At 42.2% G+C, this 21,138-nt stretch carries 18 protein-coding genes; 12 read left to right on the forward strand and 6 right to left on the reverse strand.

Features of this window, described 5'->3' with window-relative positions; genetic code table 11:
• Positions 1 to 2 precede the first annotated feature (2 nt).
• The 5 genes from AC58UU_RS02055 to AC58UU_RS02075 are packed head-to-tail and all read right to left on the reverse strand — an operon-like array spanning position 3 to position 1,938.
• Positions 3 to 437: a hypothetical protein gene (locus AC58UU_RS02055; RefSeq protein WP_497312495.1), complete on the reverse strand. Its 435-nt coding sequence runs from the start codon at positions 435 to 437 to the stop codon at positions 3 to 5.
• Positions 438 to 494: 57 nt separating this feature from the next.
• Positions 495 to 836, reverse strand: a complete 342-nt coding sequence (locus AC58UU_RS02060) for a beta propeller repeat protein (protein ID WP_497312497.1) — start codon at positions 834 to 836, stop codon at positions 495 to 497.
• A gap of 17 nt (positions 837 to 853) precedes the next feature.
• The gene (locus AC58UU_RS02065; protein ID WP_497312499.1) at positions 854 to 1,069 is read right to left on the reverse strand and encodes a hypothetical protein; all 216 of its coding nucleotides are present in this window, start codon (positions 1,067 to 1,069) and stop codon (positions 854 to 856) included.
• Between the two features lie 35 nt (positions 1,070 to 1,104).
• Positions 1,105 to 1,470, reverse strand: a complete 366-nt coding sequence (locus AC58UU_RS02070; RefSeq protein WP_497312501.1) for a hypothetical protein — start codon at positions 1,468 to 1,470, stop codon at positions 1,105 to 1,107.
• Between the two features lie 21 nt (positions 1,471 to 1,491).
• Positions 1,492 to 1,938 (reverse strand): flavodoxin, encoded by a 447-nt coding sequence (locus AC58UU_RS02075; protein ID WP_497312503.1) that lies wholly within the window; start codon positions 1,936 to 1,938, stop codon positions 1,492 to 1,494.
• A 506-nt stretch (positions 1,939 to 2,444) separates the two neighbouring features.
• Here AC58UU_RS02075 and AC58UU_RS02080 point away from each other — a divergent pair.
• From AC58UU_RS02080 to AC58UU_RS02105, 6 genes are all read left to right on the forward strand, one after another.
• Positions 2,445 to 3,491 carry an S-layer homology domain-containing protein gene (locus AC58UU_RS02080; protein ID WP_497312505.1) on the forward strand — a complete coding sequence of 349 codons (1,047 nt, stop codon included), beginning with the start codon at positions 2,445 to 2,447 and terminating at the stop codon, positions 3,489 to 3,491.
• Positions 3,492 to 3,502: 11 nt separating this feature from the next.
• Positions 3,503 to 10,474 (forward strand): glycoside hydrolase family 78 protein, encoded by a 6,972-nt coding sequence (locus AC58UU_RS02085; protein ID WP_497312507.1) that lies wholly within the window; start codon positions 3,503 to 3,505, stop codon positions 10,472 to 10,474.
• Positions 10,475 to 10,589: 115 nt separating this feature from the next.
• Positions 10,590 to 11,387, forward strand: a complete 798-nt coding sequence (locus AC58UU_RS02090) for a Cof-type HAD-IIB family hydrolase (RefSeq protein WP_497312508.1) — start codon at positions 10,590 to 10,592, stop codon at positions 11,385 to 11,387.
• 118 nt (positions 11,388 to 11,505) lie between these two features.
• Complete coding sequence (locus tag AC58UU_RS02095; protein ID WP_497312510.1) at positions 11,506 to 13,134, forward strand: hypothetical protein; 1,629 nt, start codon at positions 11,506 to 11,508, stop codon at positions 13,132 to 13,134.
• A 14-nt stretch (positions 13,135 to 13,148) separates the two neighbouring features.
• Entirely contained in the window at positions 13,149 to 14,579 is a 1,431-nt protein-coding gene (locus tag AC58UU_RS02100; protein ID WP_497312512.1) for a glycosyltransferase, read from the forward strand.
• 116 nt (positions 14,580 to 14,695) lie between these two features.
• Positions 14,696 to 15,775 (forward strand): hypothetical protein, encoded by a 1,080-nt coding sequence (locus AC58UU_RS02105; RefSeq protein WP_497312513.1) that lies wholly within the window; start codon positions 14,696 to 14,698, stop codon positions 15,773 to 15,775.
• Between the two features lie 74 nt (positions 15,776 to 15,849).
• Here the strand turns inward: AC58UU_RS02105 and AC58UU_RS02110 are convergent, their stop codons facing one another.
• A complete protein-coding gene (locus tag AC58UU_RS02110; RefSeq protein ID WP_497312515.1) occupies positions 15,850 to 16,479 on the reverse strand; it encodes a nitroreductase family protein in 630 nt (209 codons plus the stop codon).
• A 191-nt stretch (positions 16,480 to 16,670) separates the two neighbouring features.
• Here AC58UU_RS02110 and AC58UU_RS02115 point away from each other — a divergent pair, with 191 nt between their 5' ends.
• From AC58UU_RS02115 to AC58UU_RS02140, 6 genes are all read left to right on the forward strand, one after another.
• Positions 16,671 to 16,940, forward strand: coding sequence for a hypothetical protein (locus tag AC58UU_RS02115; protein ID WP_497313136.1), 270 nt, complete (start codon positions 16,671 to 16,673; stop codon positions 16,938 to 16,940).
• A 69-nt stretch (positions 16,941 to 17,009) separates the two neighbouring features.
• Entirely contained in the window at positions 17,010 to 17,483 is a 474-nt protein-coding gene (gene queD, locus AC58UU_RS02120; RefSeq protein ID WP_497312516.1) for a 6-carboxytetrahydropterin synthase QueD, read from the forward strand.
• On the forward strand, positions 17,483 to 18,163 hold the full coding sequence (locus AC58UU_RS02125) for a 7-carboxy-7-deazaguanine synthase QueE (protein ID WP_497312518.1): 681 nt from the start codon (positions 17,483 to 17,485) through the stop codon (positions 18,161 to 18,163). Before queD ends, AC58UU_RS02125 begins: the two co-directional genes overlap by 1 nt.
• Positions 18,164 to 18,217: 54 nt before the next feature.
• Positions 18,218 to 18,934, forward strand: coding sequence for a 7-cyano-7-deazaguanine synthase QueC (queC, locus tag AC58UU_RS02130; RefSeq protein ID WP_497312520.1), 717 nt, complete (start codon positions 18,218 to 18,220; stop codon positions 18,932 to 18,934).
• A gap of 28 nt (positions 18,935 to 18,962) precedes the next feature.
• Positions 18,963 to 19,640 carry a response regulator transcription factor gene (locus AC58UU_RS02135; protein ID WP_497312522.1) on the forward strand — a complete coding sequence of 226 codons (678 nt, stop codon included), beginning with the start codon at positions 18,963 to 18,965 and terminating at the stop codon, positions 19,638 to 19,640.
• Positions 19,637 to 21,037, forward strand: a complete 1,401-nt coding sequence (locus AC58UU_RS02140) for a sensor histidine kinase (RefSeq protein WP_497312523.1) — start codon at positions 19,637 to 19,639, stop codon at positions 21,035 to 21,037. The genes AC58UU_RS02135 and AC58UU_RS02140 overlap by 4 nt, the downstream gene beginning before the upstream one ends.
• Positions 21,038 to 21,138 lie beyond the last annotated feature (101 nt).

Consider the following 21,138-nt stretch of genomic DNA (forward strand, 5'->3'; position numbering starts at 1 on the left):
AATTACAAATTGCTTTGAAAACCTGATCTACTCAACGTACTATACCGAATACCTGAGTTCAACGTGGAAATAAACATCATATTGTTGCATATCAAAAGGTCCGTCACGGACGCTTGTATATTCATAGAGCGAAGAATGATGCGCCCCTGTAAATCAGATATTTTATAAATACCTGTGTTCGCGCACGCGTAGACATCTCCGTTATTGGGTACCAAGCGATAGATGAACATGCCTTCAAACCGTATTTGTTGAAAACCGCCATTTTTATTCCCAAGTACCAGACCGCCATCGGTTGTTGTTCCCAGAACCATCTGGTTGTATACCGCCAAGCTCTTAATCGGCTGATCCATGGGGACACTCCACCATTCGCTCATAAACACATCATAGTAGGCGATGCCTTCTTCGTAGCCAAGAAAAAGAAAATGCGGTGTGACCATTAGATCGAATGCTTTCTTCCCAGGGTAAGCGAACGGCAGCCAATTCCCATTACTTCCTCACATCAATCCATTACCCGCTAATACTAACTGATCTCCCCAACTTAGTATGCGATAGCAGGGGGCGCGTAATGACGTTGCTTGCCAAACATCATCATCCAATCGATACAGCCCACGGTTTGTAGACGCGAATAATTGTGCATCTACCCAATCAAGTCGATTGATCTGAATTTCTTCAGGGAAACCTTGCGAAACGCGTTCCCACGAGCGAAGGGCGGAGAATTGATACACGCCTGAATTGAGTGTACCGGCAAATAATATCCCATCATCCGAAGTCGCTAACGTTGAAAAGCCGAGCGGAAGCATATCATAGGTTGAGTGCCATAACTGATTTGAATCCATGAAGCTCCTCCTACTTGTTACATGATAATTCGTCCAGTATTGGATGTGGTGGCGCAGCACGACCAAGTGCGGCTTTCCGTATAAACCTCTTTCACAAGTCGAAGATAATCTATCGATTTGCTCAGATCGCAGTCCAGTGTAGATATGCGTTGTCGTTCGCCACTCATCAACTGAAATATATTCAGATGTTCTGGAAGCTGACCGAACGCCTCATAGCAGAATACGACTGTCATATGGATGAATAGTTCCATCTCCGCTTGACTCGGATTTATCTTATTTCTAACAGCATAAGGGGGCGTTTCGAACTACCGGTGTCAGATAGGAAACCATACAGATGAGCGGTCACAATGTGTTTGACATCTCCATAAAACTCTGACGAACCGAACTTATGTACTTTATTGGTCCATCGTCGATCAAACCATTCCGTCAGCGTTCGCTGAGTTCTGGATTTAGGATGCAGGGAATACCACTCGTTAATAGCGTGATAGGCCGCATATTGGGTTAATTGTTTCCAATCCGAGTCTGGGGGAGATGTGCGGCTATGTTCGGAAAAGTAAGCACGTATCCAACTCTCGAGTTGGTAATCGGCAAGTAGCGGCGGTAATGCAAACTTATACTCATTGTGTATGTTCATTGTAAATTTACATACGATGGACTATACGCCCAACGATTGCAAGAACTGTTTGCCGAATTGTCGGCATAGTGCTTTGTCATCCTTTGAAGGAGACAGTTCAATCTTTAATCCTTCCAGAGTTACTTCCGCTCCAAGTTCCTTCAGCTTCGTCACTAATGTATCAACAGCAGCCCCATATTCGGAATAGGAAGAATCACATGATCCGAACACTGCCGCCTTTTTCCCATCTAACTGAATGTCATCCATCTCATCGTAAAAGTCCAGGAAGTCGTCTGCTAAATCTCCGTCTCCCCATGTGTAACTGCCAAGTATGATCCCGTCATAGTGGGTAATCTCCTCAGCATTCGTATCGATAACGTTCTTCACAACAGGCTCAATGCCAGCCTCTTTCAATCCTTCTGCAATCGCATCAGCCATCTCTTCCGTATTACCCGTCATGCTTGCAAACACTATAATGATTCTACTCATCCTAATTCCCCCTAATGGTTATGATTTCATATTCTGGCTTACGAAGTTCGTCGGTTTGTAAATCAAATAATGTCGATAGTTCTTGTAAATTCATGGATTTCGTATTCTCTTGAGAATATGTCCACTCTTGATCTCGGTGACTTTCACTTTTTTTAACCATTTCAAACAAAAGTCCCACTTTCTCACTCACTCCAATCTGAATAAAATTATATTGATAATGATTTTCATTTTCATTTACTATTTCAAATGATAACTATTCTCAATTGTGATGTCAATGCTTTTGCAACAATTATCAAAAAAACTTTAAGTTCAAGGAGGGGATAACGAGGCGGAAAAGTAACAATCTTAAAATTAGAGATTTACAAAACTACTAGTTTATGGTATTTTCAAACAAGAAGAATATGGAATGTGTGCGGAAGAACCGCCCATGTGTCGCTGTGTGCTAGGCGATTGCTGGGCGGTTTTTTTATGTAATGAGTGACCAATAGAAAGAGGGGATTATTAATATGAGAAAAAGGTTGTTTTCAATTATTTTATGTACGGTACTATGCGCAGCATCCATTGGGTATGATGCGATTAACTCCTCAGCACAAAGTCCAATCAAGTTCATGGACACATCTCAGCATTGGGCAGAACTGTCCATTCAAACAGCCGTTGAAAAGAAATACGTGGATGGTTATGACGATGGAAGCTTTAAGCCAGATTTACCAATTAGCCGTGCAGAGTTTATCAAAATGTTATCTTCCGCAGCAGGTGAAAAAGTAGAAAAGGTTGAGGGAAATGATTGGTACGTGCCTTATGTTAACAGGCTGAAGGAGTTAAGTGTTATTCCAGTGGAATTTCCGGAAAGATATAATGAGCCACTTCAACGCTTTGAAATGGCTATGTTAAGTTCTCGGAGTGTGGATAAAGCTCTGAAGGGGTCAATGCTTGATTCTGTTAAATTAGGGTTGATTCATGGTGTTAGTACGACTGATTTAGCGCCTTATGGTACTAGTACTCGGGCACAGGCAATTTCGATTATTGAGCGTATCTTGTCGGCTAAGAAGGGTGAGAAATTACCGGTAGATAAGTATGCTGCAAGTGCTGCTGAGATTGCTGCGACAGGAAGTAATGTAGGTACAATGCTGGGTTTAAAACCGAAGGAAGTAGGCACTACCTGGACTTACGCCGATGGTGTTACCGTAAAGTTGAACAAACTTATCATAGCGGATCCTGCTGATCCAGATGATCCGTTTATGAAGCTTATCGATATGCGCACTTGGGGAAAGTCGACGGTCAAAAGAGACAATAAGGTCATCTTGGCAAACTTTACTGTAGTTGCAACCGAGGCTGGAATCGGGGCACCTGATATTCTTCCAGTGCAAGTCTTGACACAACTAGACACTTCAGACTTCTTGCTCCTTTCTGAACAAGAATTAACTGGGTGGATGAAGTTCGACAAGGCACAAACTCATGAAGGTTATGTAGCTTACGCATTACCTAATAAGATTGCTAATGATATTATAGTTTTTGATATTTTAGGGAAAGAAACTATATTAGCAGGTAAATAGGGGGTAAGCACTTGCGTGAATTTATACATCGAGTAATGCTGTTCTTGCTTTTACTGGAGCTTTTATTGCCATTTTTTAATCCAGATGGAGCATCTGCTGCATCTTCAATAAAGTTATACTATAATTTCGAGCAAGGTTCTTACACAACGTCACCTGTTGCATCACAGTATTCATCATCTCAAACTAAAACATTTACCAAGGATATTAGCTCTCTAGTTGGCGGTACAATAACTGGAGTTACTTTGAGTAATCATGGGGGCTCTGGTGGTACTGCATCATTCACAGATACCTCAGTGACTATAACAAGTTTGAGCGGGGGCAACACAACAGTATACGGTAAATCGGTTACTAAACCAATGCATCAAATTTACAGACAACCAGTTGGTAAAATATGGGAGCACAAAGGAAGCAAAACTGTTCCTGTTGAATTTGATGGAGCTAGTGGTAACCCATCGCCTTACCCTGGAAAGATACCATTGTATGGTAGATTAAGGTATTTAACAACTTCTTTCAATTATAGTGATGTTAACTCCTATGGACCAGATTTGAGATACTCCTATGACTCTCCCTTGTACTATAAGGATGGGCAAACAGCAATTAATGGTCACGTTGCCAGTGGGGACCTAGAAAAAGATTATCCAAAGGAAGGCGCAGCGGTAACAACAGCATATGAGGTTGAACGTGCACAAAAATGGTTTTTAGTTGAAGCCTCTGCAAATTTATCAGGTACAGGTGCAGACATTACTGATCCAGACAAGTTAGAACAAGGCTCCATAGAAATTTATGGTGCTGAGAAACCCAATGATGATTACGAAGCAGTCCCCCTTTCTGTTGGTAAGGGGACTAATGCTGGTCAAGGTATGATCAGGACCATGATGATGCTTGATGGTGATGTTCCTTCAGATCAGATACGAGAGCGATTGGATTCTGATGGATCAGGTGGATTATCTCGTGATTACGCAATGTTTGCAATCGGAGTTTGGAAAGGCACCACATATAAATATCAAATGTCAATTGAAGTAACTTACACCGCGCCTGTAAAAGCAGATCTAGCCTTTGTATCACTTGATGCCGGAGCCTGTGTGCCACAAAACGTAAGCGTAAATATTACAATTAAATTCAAAAATATTGGCGTTGCAATTCCAAGTGGTGATTCCTTCAGTGTGACTCTAGCTGCGGATGACACGGTGTTCAAGACATTCACTTATTCCTCAGGATTAGGTGCAGGTCAGACGATAACCGAATCAGTGCCGTATACATTCAGTAGCGTGAAGAGCATCACCATAAATCTAGATTCCAACGATGATATCCCCGAAGCAAGTGCCAGCAATAATGTGCTAAGTCAATTCATTACACCGGTTCCCAGCTGTACACCAAGCGGTGGAAACTTTAGCGGAACTACCTCAGCAGATAAGCCCTCAATTCCTTGGAAAGATTCCAACCTTATTAAAGCAGACTGGACGATTCCTTCTGGCTGTACGCCTGTTCGAGGAAGGTTCATTTTATCCCAAACTACGGGTTCATATATTCAATACGGTTGGAGTTCGCTGAGTAGTACTTCTGTGAGTGATATGTCCATTTTTGCTTATGGGATGATGGGTTTTACGGGTTATCCTGGCAATATTACAAGCGGCGAAGTCGTAATTGAATACAAGCTTGAGGATAGTTGTGGAGGCACTTCATATTTCTATGAAGGCAAGTTTACAGTTGGTCCAAAACCTCCTAATAGACCTCCTCAGTTCGAAATCGGGTGGTTTCCCGACAATGATTACTACAGCCGCATACCAATTTCAGAGGTTATTGTCGGTGATAAATTAAACGTTAGGTTGTTGCCCGAAATTGCACCTAACCACTACGATCCTGACGATGATATCGTAACTTTCGAGTGGTTGTTCCCAAGCAGCTCAAGTACTTGGATCAAGAGCTTTCCTTCTATGGGTTATCTAAAGGGTGAGGATAAGCTTACATGGTTGACGGCATCGACAGCCGGTGACCATACGATAACAGCGAAAATGTGTGATGATAAGGGAGCTTGTACGCAAAAGGATGCAACAATAACTATCATGCGTCCTGAGCCTTTACCCTGTATTAACGTACCAAACCGTGTCGTACAAAACCGCCCTCTTGCAGCTAATGCGATTAATGGAGCTTGCAGCAAACCAGCTAAAAACAGAACGATAACGGAGTATTTCTGGACGAATAATCTCCCCGTTTATCCCAATGTTGGTATAGAGACTGTAACCTTAGAAGTAAAGGACAATTACGGAGTACGCAGCTTACCAGAAAACATAGCAATTAAAAACATGAACGTTGTAGAGGATAAACCTCCAGTAGCTGTCATCAACTTACCTATCTTTGCCGTAAGAGGAAATGTTCAGTTCAGGGATTTATCTTACAGTCCCGATGGAGATGTAATCGTAGAAACGTCAATTACATATGTGTACGATAGCAATGACGATGGCATTTTCAACGATCATATGCCTTTAAATATACCGATATCTGTTGGTGGGCCGGCTATTCTTTCAGCTCCTAAGGTAGGTAAGTATAAATTAACGGTAAAAACAAAGGAGGATTGGGGTTTAACGAATACCAGAAGCTATGTGGTTGATATCAAAAATGATTCTCCCGAAGTTTCATTCACTGTTACAAGTGCGAATCCAGAACCTCCTTTGTTTCATACAACATTGGAAAATGAAATGCTAATGGCCTATGGGGATCGATGGCAAGGTTCATCTTTAACTAATCCTAGTTTGAATAAAGTGAGGGATATTGGATTAACTTACAACACTGCTACCAATGGTTTAACATCTCATTATGGTAAACAGCCTTTCAATGGCCCAGGCACTGGATTAACGATTACTCCTGAACAGTACCAAAAAACAACCTATAACGCTTGGCATACTTTCCCTGTTCCTCAGTTATTTAATACACAATTTTTGGGTAACAGATATGGAGTTGGTTCTATTGGTTCCATTCCATTTTTTGACGGGACTAATACTAGGATAGATGGAGGGTTGGGAAATACATACGATTATGTTCAACAAAAGTATATCCCTAATAAGCCTACACCCGATAACCCAGGAAAGTTCCTTGCTTATGATGCTAAAGGTGGAGCTTATTCAGTAGACTATAATGCCTACAATTATAATGATAATGATTATATTGAGACATGGGCTATCTATCGTAAAACTGCTGATGGTACAGTATCTTGGAAACGTTCTGGTCAATACAACTATGATGGCTGTTCTGGTGACTGTTCTTCTAGTGAAAGTGGAGTAAGATCACCTCATGCTAACTTGAAACTAAACAATGATGGAACTAAGGTGTCACTTGGAGGTACCTACTCCTACGGATGTTGGTGTGTAGTGACTACTTGGCTTGATGTAGAGACTGGTTTAGAAGTACCTGCGAATACAGTAATACCTGCACCTATTCTAACGGGCATTTATGAGGACTCAGAAGTAAATCTATATCGAGAACAACCAATGAATTTAACTACGGATACATATAGTTCTGGGAGTTGGGGTTCTAGTAGTAACCGAGCAGGAACGATTAGTGAATACTTTGTTTCTTATAATAAACAAACAGGTGTTACTAAAAAATTAGAAATATACAAAGATATCTACTTTAATAATCGTTCTAGGTATGAGGATGGCAGCGTAATACGAGGTGACGGTTCAGATAGCGATAGTTCAACCTTAGTCGATGTGAATTATTCTGTGTCGGCTGATGGATATGTTTATATCGTTGATGGTATGAACAAAATCGTAGTTGCCGATAAGTATGCAAACCAACTCGCTTCATATACGACTAAAGGAACTAGACCAACTAATACCTTCTCTCACGAACAAACGCTTCAAGAGAGGTTTAGATATACAGTATCCTCGGCAGGATTAAGTGCAGATGGAGAGTTTCAAGTCGTTCTTCAAGAAGAGCATTATAAATTGAGAAGATGGAACTTCCAATGGACATCTTGTGGTTCTTGTAGTGTAGGCAGCTATGTTTCTCACTATGATGAAGATGATAGTCAATCTGAACGTAAATTCTACTACTATAAGATAAATGGTGGAACGACTATTCCTTCAAGCTACGCTTTAGCGGAAATTGGTCAAACCATGAAGAAGGATACGAGTGTTGCAGACGCAGATTACGTGTTCGATTTCTTACAATCAAGTGTGAATACGAATGTGAATGCTCCTTCGGGTTTAATCTTCAGGGCAACTAGTAACAATACGATGTATCGATTAGAGTTTACAACAAACAAAATAAGCTTATCGAAGCTCGTTGGTGGTGTGCGTACCGAGTTACAGTCAACGCCAGTCTGGTTGTCTACGACATCTTTTAACAACATGAAGGTTAGTGTTAGAGGTGGAAAAATAAAGGTACGGATGGGTACAGTTCCTATTATGGAAGTAACCGATCTTGCATTAACAGAAGGTACTTATGGATTTTTCATAGGCGGATATGGTTCTCATTTCCGTAATTTCTATGTCAAAGTGCCGATTGTAGATAACAACAAAATTAGCGATACCGGCATTGCGGGGGAAGAACTGACGTACTCTACGGAGTTTGTGGATCCTGAAAGTGATGATCATTTGATTAGCAAGGATAAATGGAAGTACGAGCATACGAACTCTACGAAATTTTTAGATTCAGGGGATGGTAGAAGTGGACTTTCTGCTTACAATAATCAAACATTTAACGGAGATCCAATAAAAACACTAGATAAGGTAGGGGTTTATAAATTAACCTTTATTGGTGCAGATGACCCTACGCCTGTTGGCTTTAAATATCCGAATTCTGCCTTTGCAGAGTACCTATCTGAATCTGACCCGTATTCTAGAAATGTATTGATCCATCGTAGACCTATAGGGGTCTTGAATGTAAATCAAGATATTTATTATAACGTAACTTATGATGATCAGAGCTATGACCCTGATCGTTGGTTAAACAACTGGACTTATTCTACGGAACCAACTGGCATTGATTATTCGGCTTCTCGAGGAATTATTGAGCGAAGATACGAGTACATTGAGCCAGATGGTACAACTGTAAATGGAAAATTAACTAGAGTTAAAGAAATGGGGGCTTATACGTTTAGGGTAGCTGTTAAAGATGAATACGGTGCGTGGTCTGATTGGGCAGAAGCTATATTGTGGCTAGACGCACCACCTGCGAATCATGCGCCTTTCGTTGATATCACGAGCCATACGAGTACGGATATGAATAATCCGTCTGGAGCAGCAGGGAGTAATCCTTTATTTACTTGGAATGCGGTAGATTACGATGCTGATAGCCGAATTGTACGCTCGGAAATAGATGTACAACAATACTACTATAATTATTATAATAATCCGCAATGGCAATGGTTTAGTATGAATAACCCTAATATTGCAAAAGTCTCTAATGTACTCAGTGATGGTCATACAGTTTCATTAAGCTATAACTATCCAATGACTGTGTACTCCAATCAAACATACAGGGTTAGAATTAGGGTACAGGATGAACAAGGAGAATGGTCTGGATGGTCGGAAAGATATTTTGCATTAGGATTCCCTCCTACGGCTACCTTGACTTTCCCTAACGGAACCCAAGCCAATCCTACACCTATTTCTGAAGGAGTTTTGAAACCTTCTTGGAATCAGAGTGATCCAGATGTTCCTACGGAATACCGTACATTTCAATACCGTATTTTAGACGCTAATGGTGTTCAAGTTCAGTACAGTCAATATGGGAATGTGTACGATGCTCAAAGATACGGTAACTATGCACGCTTCTGTAGTTATGATAGCGAAAATAACTCTTGGAACGACTGTGATTACTATACAATCGCTACTACTTGGAATACTCATGCTACAGAGTGGTTTTATCTTCCGTATATCCAAGATCAAAATGGCCCTTTCCAAGTTCAGGTAAGAGTTCACGATGAGAGATATTGGTCAGAATGGTCAAACTCTGGTTGGTTCACAACGAATAGACCTCCAGTAGCCAGCATGACGATTCCAAATGGGACGCAAGCTGCGCCTACCATTTTCTCCGAGCTTCGGCCTACCTTTGAGTGGAGCCAAACCGATCCAGATCCGGGTACAACCTTTACTTATTTCCAAATGCAAATTACCAATGAGGCTAACGATGTACTGTTGCTGGACTCTGGGCAGTTCTACCAGGGGACGGTTTCTAATGTGGGGAGTTGGATGGTCAACCAGGAACTTACAGCTGGTCAAAAACTCCGCGTCAGAGTTAGAGTATTTGATGGGGTTACCTGGTCAGATTATTCAGCGCAGACATGGTTTTATATCAATCGAGCGCCTGTAGCCGAATTTGACTGGACTCCAAAGCCGGTTTGGGAGGGGGATATAGTGACAAGCGTGAATAACTCTTTCGACCCAGACGGTGATGTTCTAACCTATGCGTGGAAATTAGAGCAACCTGACGGGGTTACTACCACTTTTTCCAACAGGGATATTTCTCATCGCTTCCTAAAGCCTGGTATGTATAAGGTGTCATTAACCGTATCAGACGGACGTCTTTCAAATACCGTAGTCAAAATGATTGCTGCGATGCCATTGACGATACATTCGGATGTAACTTATACAGACAACTGGCTGATTTTGCATGAAAAGAGTGGTCACCAAACAGTTTCGGCACCTAAGGATTTCTACTCTGGGGAAATTTTCATAGTTTCTAGCAAGAGTTCACCTGCGCCTGTGGACGAAGTGACAGCTTGGATCGATACGACAGGGCTAGATGGGCATGCGCTTTATGTGACTGAGCATTTAATTGCAGCGGGAGGGGATGCGACCTTTTTTAGCGGAGAACTATTTGATGCAAAATTCCAGTCATTCACGGAGGGCTTGCCTCAAGGACTGCAAACCATTCATTTTCAAATTCGTTACCACAACGGTGTTGTGAAAAAGGAGGACATTCCTGTCCAAATCATTGGCAATGTCAATAAATCAGTGGGAGTTCATAGGGTTCAATAATTGGAGGCAGCTATCTTCGGATAGCTTGCTTTTTTTATGTAAATCGATGAATACACAATGTTCCTATGGTACAATAAATCGATAAAAAGGCGAAGTACAAGGGAGAGAGAAAACCTTGAAATATCGATTAATAGCACTGGATGTAGACGGAACTCTTTTAAATGATGAGCATGAATTAACAGAACGCACGATTGAAACGATTCAAGAGGTACATGATCAAGGGTGTCACATTGTGTTATGTACCGGGAGAGCTCCAGCTAGCACGCTGCCAATTCTTCAACAGCTTGGGCTTGAGGGAACGATGATTACGCATAATGGCGCGGCGACAGTTCACGCGGATGAACGGGGTCAGACGTTGGTCAATGAGTTTGCTTTTACACTTCCTGAAATTGAGCCTATGTTAGATTATGTGCGGAGAGAAGGCATTCATTTCGATGTATGTACCTCTTTTAACATGTATATTGAACGCGTCGGTGAATATGAAAAACAGATGTACCAAAAGTTTCTGATCAACCCCAAACTCGTGACGGATGTATCAGAGCTTGGGCTGCCAATAGTGAAATTTACACTTTTTAGCCAGCAAGAGTTGGATCGCGTTCAAAAGGAATGGGAAGAACAGAAGCTATACGGTCATTTACGGATGATTCGTAGTGGCGACCTCTTTATTGATGTGATGAGTGCAAAAGCCAATAAGGGCAACGCTTTGAAAGCTTTGGCTGCTACATTAGAGATTGATCCTAGTGAGATCATGGCTATCGGGAATTATTACAATGACCTGGAAATGATGGCATTCGCCGGGCTCGGCATCGCTGTGGAGAACTCGCCAGAAGGTGTGAAAGAAGCAGCGGATGCGGTGACTTCATCTAATAATGACGAGGGTGTCCGTGAGGCTATTTTGAAATACTGTTTATAATATAAAATTTCGATAAAATCCTCGATTTTTGAGGATTTTTGTCGTTTTAGGGGGTTCTTCCATATTATGACGTATGGTAGAATGAGAGAAAGAAAATTGATTACGGTGGTGTAAAGGAATGACGGAAAAGAAACGATTTACAAAGAAAGAAAAGGTAATTGCAATGGTAGTGTCGACAGCCATAGCGGCTGTTCCATTTTTTGGGATGCCGGCTTATGAAGGGGTTGCTGCTGCTGCTGAGTCGGGATCTCCTAGTCCAATACCGACTATAGTAGACCTTGTACATGATTTAGTGATACCGCAAAATGGAAGTTCCAGTGTTATTAATCTAAGACAACTTTATGACTTATCTTGGAATTCTACTTTTTCAGTAATAAATGGTACAACTCCTTTTGCTTCAATTGATTCTAATTTTTTAGAATTAGGCTTATTGAAAGTGAATGGAGGAGTGACTGGGAAGGCTAGCTTCACGGTTACCATCGAAAATGATGGAGTCATATCCGAAGAATCCTTTAACGTAATCGTTGTCCCTGCGGATTCTATGGAAAAAATTAATATTGGCGATTTAGTATCTTATATGACTGGTCATTCAGAGGATTTCACAACAGCAACTCAAGTAAAACAATTGTTAACTGGTATTTCCCCGAGTTTAGTTGATGAAAACACCGAAGAAGGCACGACGAATCTTTTAATAAAGCGATTTCCAGACGTTACGCTGAATAAAAATTCAGATTTTTCTTTTAATAGCGTTATTGATTTGTATGATTATTTTAAACAGCGTAATGTAGAGGATGGATTGACTTTTTATATATTCTCTTCGAATCCGAATATTGTTGATATAAATAATGATGGGTATTGGTATGTGAGTACATCTGATCTAACAGGTGGCGTAGACATAACGGTAGTGGCAGTTAACCATTCAGGGGATATGGGCTATGGTACGTTTCATGCAACTGTTTTAGATGATAACAAAGCACCAGAAATTGGTGATAGGTTACATAAAAGTTATCATATTTCTCCTGGCTCGAGTATTGAGCTTGATTTGAATCAATATTTTTCTGATTATTTTGGTGATTTAACTTTTAGCAAAATTTTGACTTCAGGATCAAACGGGTCATCTGAAATTTATGCTTCAAAGCTGTATTTACATCCTAATATGGAGAATATCACAGAAATACGTGGTGTAAAGGCAACTGATAAGGCGGGACTTGAGGTTTCACAACCATTCACTGTAACTAGTTCAACCTATAATCCATTTGAATCTCAAACTATCTTTGTTGGCAGCACCTTAGATATTAATCTAACAGATGCTTTTGGAACAACTGCTCCTTTAAATTACACTTTTGATTATAATGATGAATATGATGATGACTCGGTAACGGTATCAAGTGTAGTTTATAATTCTCAGAACTATCTAAGGCTTTCAGGATTAGGGGAATACTACTATCCATACTCATCTAAGCTTAAAGTTAACGCAGTTAATTCAGCTACGGATGAAGCTTACGTTGACACTCTGGGTTTGAACCACTCAGTATTCTATGGTTTTCTTGATATCAGTTCATTATTCCCAATAGAGATTGAGTCCGGCAAAGTTATCCAAGTATCTTCCAGTAATTCAGATATGCCGATGATACCAAGCGGATTTAACTACTTTGTTACCGGTTCAGGAACTACAACGATAACTGTTGATGTTGATCATGGCAAGAAAATTTTAACAATTCCTTATACCAAACCTATAATACCTTAATAAGCAGGTGACCTATGCAATCGACCTACGCGCCAATCATCGAACATTTACAGCAGCAAAGATACAAGGAAGCGGAGGTTGTGGCGAAGGATCTAATCCGGAGTAATCCATTAGAAGGTCAGGCTTGGGTTTTCTTGGGAGAAGCCCTGATGCACCAAGGCTATGGTCTAACGGCCAAGCGTGTATTCAATCGTGCATGGCTCCTCGATCCAGAGGCTGCTTGGGTAAATTCAGTTTATGAGGCTTTAGATCAAACACCTGAAGGTGTAGAACGGGTTGATATCGAAGGGCTTCTTCATGTTCCAAGGGTTACAGTAGCCGCAGCAATTTTGGCTCGAAACGAAGAGCAACGAATTGAAAAGTGCATAACTGCGCTTTATGAAGCTGTGGATGAAATTATTCTAGTCGATTCATCGACTGACCGTACCCGAGAGATTGCGTCCAAATTCAGTAAAGTGAAGGTAGTACCCATTGAGTGGAAGGACCATTTTGCAGCTGCACGCAATGAGGGTTTGAAACATATTCAAAGCGATTGGGTGCTTTGGGTGGATACAGACGAGCTTTTACTCGAAGAGGATGTTTGTGGTGTTCGAGAAATAGCGGGTATTTTTCATCACCATCCGATTCCGCCAGTTCTTCATATTTGGCATCTCAATCAGATTCGTGGTGAGGTGCATCATGACTTCTCACAGACACGGATGTTTCCAACGAAGAGAGGGCTTCAGTTCTGGGGAAGAATCCATGAACAGATAAGCGGCTCCCTTGGTATCTATCAGGAGGAAACTTATCGTCGTGCTGTTCGCATTCGCTTTCTTCATGATGGGTACGATCCATCTGTGATTATGAAAAAAAATAAAATAGAACGCAATCTACGCTTGCTAAAGATGATGCTTGAAGAAGAGTCGAACGATCCTGGCAACTGGCTTTATTATGGACGGGAATCATTGCTGGCAGGGCAGGAAGAGCAAGCGTTTGAAGCGTTACTTGAAGCAGAGCGGATTGGGTTGCAAACTCCGCGTTTTGGTAGAATGCTGGATGTTTATAAGCTTCTGACGCATTACTATATGAGCCGTAAGGATTGGAAACAGGCAGAAACAACTTGTCTAAAAGCATTAGAGCATAACAACCAATTTCCTGATGCACATTTCCTACTCGCCCAAATACGAATGAAGCAAGCAGATGCGCTATATCTGGAAGCGGATTTTCATCTCAAAAAAGCGAAGACGTCCATCAAGGAGTACAGAGGATCTGTCTCAGCTGATTATCAGATAGGTCAATGGAAAGCAGATTTGGCAGTAGCTGATCTAGCTTTAAGAGCAGGCAAATTGGCAGAAGCTCGCCATATCTATCAAGTTCATGCAAAGCGCTACCCGAACATCGAAAGTTTGTCCCAACGAATTGATATGATTGAAAAACAGAAAAACCTACTGAATAGACCCATTTAACGGAGGCATACTTAAGCCTTCGTTTTTTTTCATTTATCCTAAATACTCATATTTTGGACGATGTTGGGACAATCTACAGAAGAATCATAAGATCTGTAGAGGAGGCGAGGAAAGTCGTGGCCGATATTATGCTTAGACCCGACCTGAAAACGGCAGGCGGAGAAGTCTGCGATATTGTGTACAATGGGGAGTTTGTCGGTACGTTAACGCTAGTCTACAGGGAATCGGATCGACTTAAAGGCTCGATTCATCTGGAGCAGCAGTCCATTACGATCGTGGACAAACAGAAGGTGTATGATTTCGTTCAGTCCTACATTCAGAGTGTCATTGATGCACTGGCTATTGAGGAGTGCGAGGTTTTAGTTAGTTACAGTGATTATGATTTCGTTATCGCGACAGACCATGCTTTACAACCTAGTATGATCGAAGGGGAATCGCATTTATACCCCCGTCACGAACATGATGATGAGGTTGATTATGAATGGGTGAGGGACGAAACTCGATTCGATGACATCGACTCAGAGAATGCTCCAGATAAAATGGAGATGATCCAGGAACGCAAGAATCAACAGGGCTATGAGCTTGTAATTGTAGGTGAAAGTAGAAACCGTGTGGATTATCATGTTTATGATAAAGAATCGGAGCTCATTGCTGAAATTACACTTCATATGTATGGTACTGATGTGATTGGCGATATAACATGGAGATTCGATCCTTTTGATGAGGAAATGGACAGAGTGTCAGAGCTAATTGTCGAAGATTTCAATGAGGATGAAACGGACACGTTTATTTTTAACATGATTTATAATGGGGAAACCGTAGATACCGTGGAATTAACGCACATTGATTTATTAGATTTGGTTGATGACATAGAAGAAGATACGATGCCTCTTTCTCCGGAGGATTACACGATTAATTTGGCCAGAGATGATGGCGATACGCTCACGTATGAAATTTATCAGCAATCCTATGGTGGCTTGCCTATTGGTACTGCAACGGTGGATATTAGTTCTCGCCAGCTAACAGGATTCATTGATTTCCGCGAGCCAGGGGATTCGGATGATCGAGAGCTCATTGCGACATTATTGCTTGAAGAGTTGGATAAAGAAAAAGAGTATGAAACGTTTAATGTATCCATGCTGTATAGAAATAAGCTAATTGATGAAATTTGGTTCGAAACGGATCAGTATCATTGAGCTAGCACCAAGAGCTAATACGAAATAAAAAAGGCATGAACTTCCTTAGATGGAAGTCATGCCTTTCAGTTTAATTAAAAAGTGTTGGAAACGATGATTTGATCCAAAGGAAGGCGACCTGCGGATCTAGCAGGGGAAGCAGCCAAACCTACGCTAATCAGCATAACAGGTACATAGCGTGCTGGAACGTTGAAAGCATCAACGAATTTAGCAGCATCATAACCACCCATAGGGCATGTGTCATAGCCAAGTGCTTTAGCAGCAATCATAAGCTGCATAGCTGCTAAGGAAGCGTTACGAATAGCTTCGTCACGAGCAACTTGTGGGTATTGATATGCGCCTTCGATTTGAGCGGCAAGAGTGTCATACAATTCTTTTGGCATGTGGCCAGCTTCAACTGCTGGACCAAAAACGCGTTCTGTGTTTTTGTTAGCTTCGAGATCGCCTAGAATAGCGATAACAACGGAGCTTTCTACGATTTGCTTTTGTCCATATGCGATAGGAAGCAATTTCTCTTTTTGAGCTTGATCTTCAATAACTAGAAGCTTCCAGTGTTGAAGGTTCCATGAAGATGGTGCTTGTGACGTGGACGTCAAAAGCTGTTCAAAATCAGCTTTTGGCATTTTGTGACCAACTTGATATTGCTTTACGGAATGACGGTCTTCTAAAACTTTCAAAACTTCGGATTTAACTTCTGTGTTCATTAGGTTTCCCTCCGGATATAAATTCTTTTTAGTGTGTGTCCATTGTTTAAAAGCATTCAGTTTTATCATTTAAAAAAATTTCAACAATTACTGTAATCATAAATGTTATAGTTTAAGTTGTCAAGAGAGTCTTTCGCGATGTCGGAAAATGTTGGATAATGGAAGCAAGAAAGGGGATGTTCCTCTTGAAAATGACGCAAAAAGAGCTGAGTCACCTTGTTTTTCTCTCAGAAGTTGTCTTAACCGGCAAGAAGAAGAGCCTTATGGATGAGACGCTGCAATGTTTGCTCTATATTGTAAAATCACTTGAAGAGGTTGAACTTCCCGATACCGTAGTCGATCAAATTGAAAGTCTTACAGCTCTAATTGAATCAGATTTACGTAATGAGAATGAACGGATTCAGGAGATTCGTGGTCATTTGGACTGGTCTCAAAAGGGAAGACGAAAACAGCAAGATTGATTGTGAAAAACGGTCTCTTCGTGATAGAATGTAGAGTACTGTTTTTTTCATAATTATGAGGTGATAGATATGAGCTATGATATCCCCAGAGATGTGCAAATGTTGGGGCGTGACATCCAAGAGAACCAATTAAAATATCATCACAAATCCGTTTTGATTTCCAAAGAATTTACGTTTGACAGTGCGCATCATTTGCATTGTTATGAAGGAAAATGTAAAAATCTGCACGGACATACCTATAAGCTGCAAGTTATTATGCGCGGAAAAGTGGATAGCCGGGGGATCGCTATAGATTTTGGTGATATTAAACGTATTGCAAAAGAACGTGTCGTTGACCGATTGGACCATAAATATTTGAATGATGTGCTGCCTTCTATGAATACAACCGCTGAAAATATGGTCGTCTGGATGTATGAGGAAATTCATCAAGCTTTGCTTGAGGAACAACTTTACCCAGCGATCATGCTGGAAGAAATCCGGCTGTGGGAAACGCCGACTAGTTATGCGGCCATCACACGCTCGATGATGGAGGAGGATGTGTAATGCGAGATATCCGCATTCCGATGGTCGAGATCTTCGAGACGGTTGAAGGCGAAGGGACCCGTGCCGGGTTCCCGACGGTCTTCGTCCGTCTTTTTGGTTGCAACCTGCGCTGTACCTGGTGTGACACCAAGTACAGCTACCCGCCCGCGGAAGCGGAGAACGTCATGACCATTGCTGAAATTATCAGCAAGGTCCAGACGTACCGCTCCCGGCATATTTGCCTTACCGGCGGCGAGCCGCTCCTGTACGGCGAGAAGTCGCTCGCGTTAATCGACGCGCTCGCAGAGCTGGAGCAGGTCGATGACCTGCATATCGAGACGAACGGCGCGATCGATCTCGCACTGTTCGTAGAGCGTGTCACATCGCCGAAGGTGCGATACATCATGGACTTTAAGCTGCCCGACTCTGGCGAGATGGAGCAGATGGTCATGAGCAATTTCGCCCTGCTGCGCGAGCAGGACGAGTTGAAGTTCGTCATCGGCAGCGAGCACGACTTCCGCACCGCGGTGGAAGTGCTTGAGCAGCATCCAACGAAGGCGCTGCCGATGTTCAGCCCGGTGTGGGAGACCATGCCGCCGCGCAAGCTCGTCGAGCATATGCTTGACGCAGGGTTGTCCAAGGTGAAGCTGAACATGCAGCTGCATAAGATCATTTGGGATCCAGCGATGCGCGGCGTTTAAAGCGCGTATCACTTATTTATCTATTTTTCACAAGAAGAAAAAGAGGTGTCTATTATGAGCGCGAGCAATGAAAATAAGAAAAGAGCCGTCATCATTCTAAGTGGCGGATTAGATAGTACTACGTGCATGGGACTTGCCAAAGAAGCGGGATACGAGTTATTTCCGATTTCTTTTGACTATGGTCAGCGTCACAAGATCGAAATCGAGAATGCCAAGCAAGTCGCTGAGCATTATGGTGTCAGTGGTCGTCATAAGATCATCAAGTTAGATTTCTTTCGTGATTTCGGCGGCAGCGCATTAACGGATGATAACATTGATGTTCCGAATGTAGTGGATGGATTGACGGAAGGTTCAGAGGAATCTGAAATCCCAGTTACGTATGTGCCTGGACGCAATCTGCTATTCCTTTCCATTGCTACTTCTTATGCAGAAGTAACGGGATCAGAAGCCATATATATCGGAGTGAATGCCCTCGATTACAGCGGATATCCGGATTGTCGTCCGGAATTTATTCATAAAGTGGAAGAAGTGATTGCCCTTGCGACCAAGGTCGGTGTTGAAGGGAAAGGGATCACGATTGAAACCCCACTCATTGACTGGACTAAGGCACGAATTGTGCAAGAAGGATTGAAGATCGGCGTTCCTTACGAGCTAACTACGTCTTGTTACAATGGGAAAGCGGAAGCTTGCGGCGTTTGTGACAGCTGCCGTCTACGGTTAAAAGGCTTTGAAGAAGCGGGTTCAAAAGATCCAATTCCGTATTTATCATAAGTTTCCCGCAAGAAAGGCGGAGCGTTTCGTGACCAGGATCATGGTGGTGGATGATGACGCAGATATCAGAGAGCTGATTCGCGTTTATTTGGCTGGTGAAGGCTTAACAGTCATGCAGGCAAGCAATGGACAAGAAGCGCTCAGCATGCTTGAAACTACACCGGCGGATTTAGTCGTATTGGATGTCATGATGCCTTTGATGGACGGTTGGGAACTTTGTCGCGAATTAAGGGCGCAATATGCAGATTTGCCCCTTCTTATGGTGACAGCCAAAAGCGAGTCTGTCCACAAGGTGAAAGGTTTTCAGCTTGGCACGGATGACTATCTGGTGAAGCCTTTTGACCCCGTGGAGTTGGTGATGCGTGTAAAAGCTTTGCTTAAACGGTATCGGATCAACGCTTCTCAAACGATCACTCTCGGTAATGTGATTATCGATCGTACAGCATTTGAAGTACGTTTACAGGATCAACGATTGGCGCTTCCTTTAAAAGAATTCGAGCTTCTCTATAAGCTTGCCAGTTATCCGGCACAAATCTTCACCCGTACGCAGCTTATTGAACAGATCTGGGGTATGGATTATGAAGGTGATGACCGAACTGTTGATGTGCATATTAAACGTTTGCGAGAGCGGTTCGAACCACTGACGGAGGAATTTCGTATTACGACCATTCGTGGACTTGGGTACAGGCTCGAGGTGAATGCATGATTAAGATAAAGTCGCTATATCTGCGTGTTGTGCTGACATTTCTGGCCATTGTTGTGGTTAGTGTGTCCGTCGCCTTTCCGCTGGCAACGGTCTTTTTCAGAAATTTGATTACCACAGAATTTCAAGCAGATATGCTCGCGATAGGCCGGCAGCTAGTCACGTTGAGTGAAGACATACAGCCGAAGAATCTTGATTCTTTTGTGGCAGGAAGCAACCGCTTAAATGATAACTACGTCTTGACTTTATTTTACGAAAACGGAGAGCCGGCGACGGCGATCACTTTAGACAAAAAAGGGAATCCTCTTATTGAAGCATCGGAAGTGTCCTATGTTCTAAGTGGCAGCATTTATAAAAGCCTAGACAATGGAATGCCCAAAGATCCATTCAATCGGATTAAGGTTGGACTGCCTCTCCAAGTTGATGGTAAAACTTTTGCCCTTTTCATTCATCCAAACTTTTCCGAGGTAGCTCGTCGTCAAGTGCAGACAGCTGTCATTACTGTACTTCTCATCGTACTTATTGTCGGTAGTTTACTCATTCTCATCGCATCTCGCTATCTGGTAAATCCATTAAAGAAGCTGACGCTGGCTACGGAACGGTTAGCTCGAGGCAATTTCAATGTGCATGTTTCCGTGAAACAAAAGGATGAACTAGGCCAGCTAGCTCAAAGCTTTAATCATATGGCTGGTGAGCTGAAGCAGCTGGAACAAATGCGGCAAGACTTTGTTTCGAACGTTTCCCATGAAATACAGTCCCCTCTAACGTCGATCCGGGGCTTTTCCAAGGCGCTAAGGGGTTCGGAAATTGACGAGGCAGAGCGTGGACGTTACTTGGAAATCATTGAACGTGAGAGTGAGCGATTATCTCGCCTCAGTGATAATTTATTGAAGCTGGCCTCTCTGGAATCGGAGCATCATCCTTTTCACCCAACCACATACGATTTGGATGAACAGCTGCGTAGAATTGTTGTTTTTTATGAACCCCAGTGGTCAGAGAAACAGCTTGATATGGATTTGTCTTTACCAAGAGTGAAAATATCGGCGGATGCGGATCAATTAAGTCAGGTTTGGATGAATTTAATTGGAAACGCAGTCAAATTTACGCCTCCTAATGGACACATTTACGTGAAACTTGTTCCGCTAAGAGATCGTGTACAGGTATGGATCCAAGATAATGGGATTGGGATTCCAGAGGAAGATCAAGGACGAATATTTGATCGATTCTACAAAGTAGATCAGTCAAGGCAGCGTGATGGTGGAAGCGGGCTCGGGCTTGCTATTGCCAGGAAAATTATCGATGTGCACGAAGGTTCAGTTGAGGTTCAAAGCGAACAAGGTAAAGGAACTTTATTCTTGGTCACTCTACCGATATTGACTTATTTACCCAAAAAAATATAAAAATTAATGAAAAGCTTGGATGCCTCATGCCAAGTTTTTTTGTTTGTTCATATTGGGTTCATATTCAGAATGTATCTTAAACGTAATCAGTTAATGAGGGG

The sequence above is a fragment of the Paenibacillus sp. JT22N1 genome, assembly GCF_059692155.1.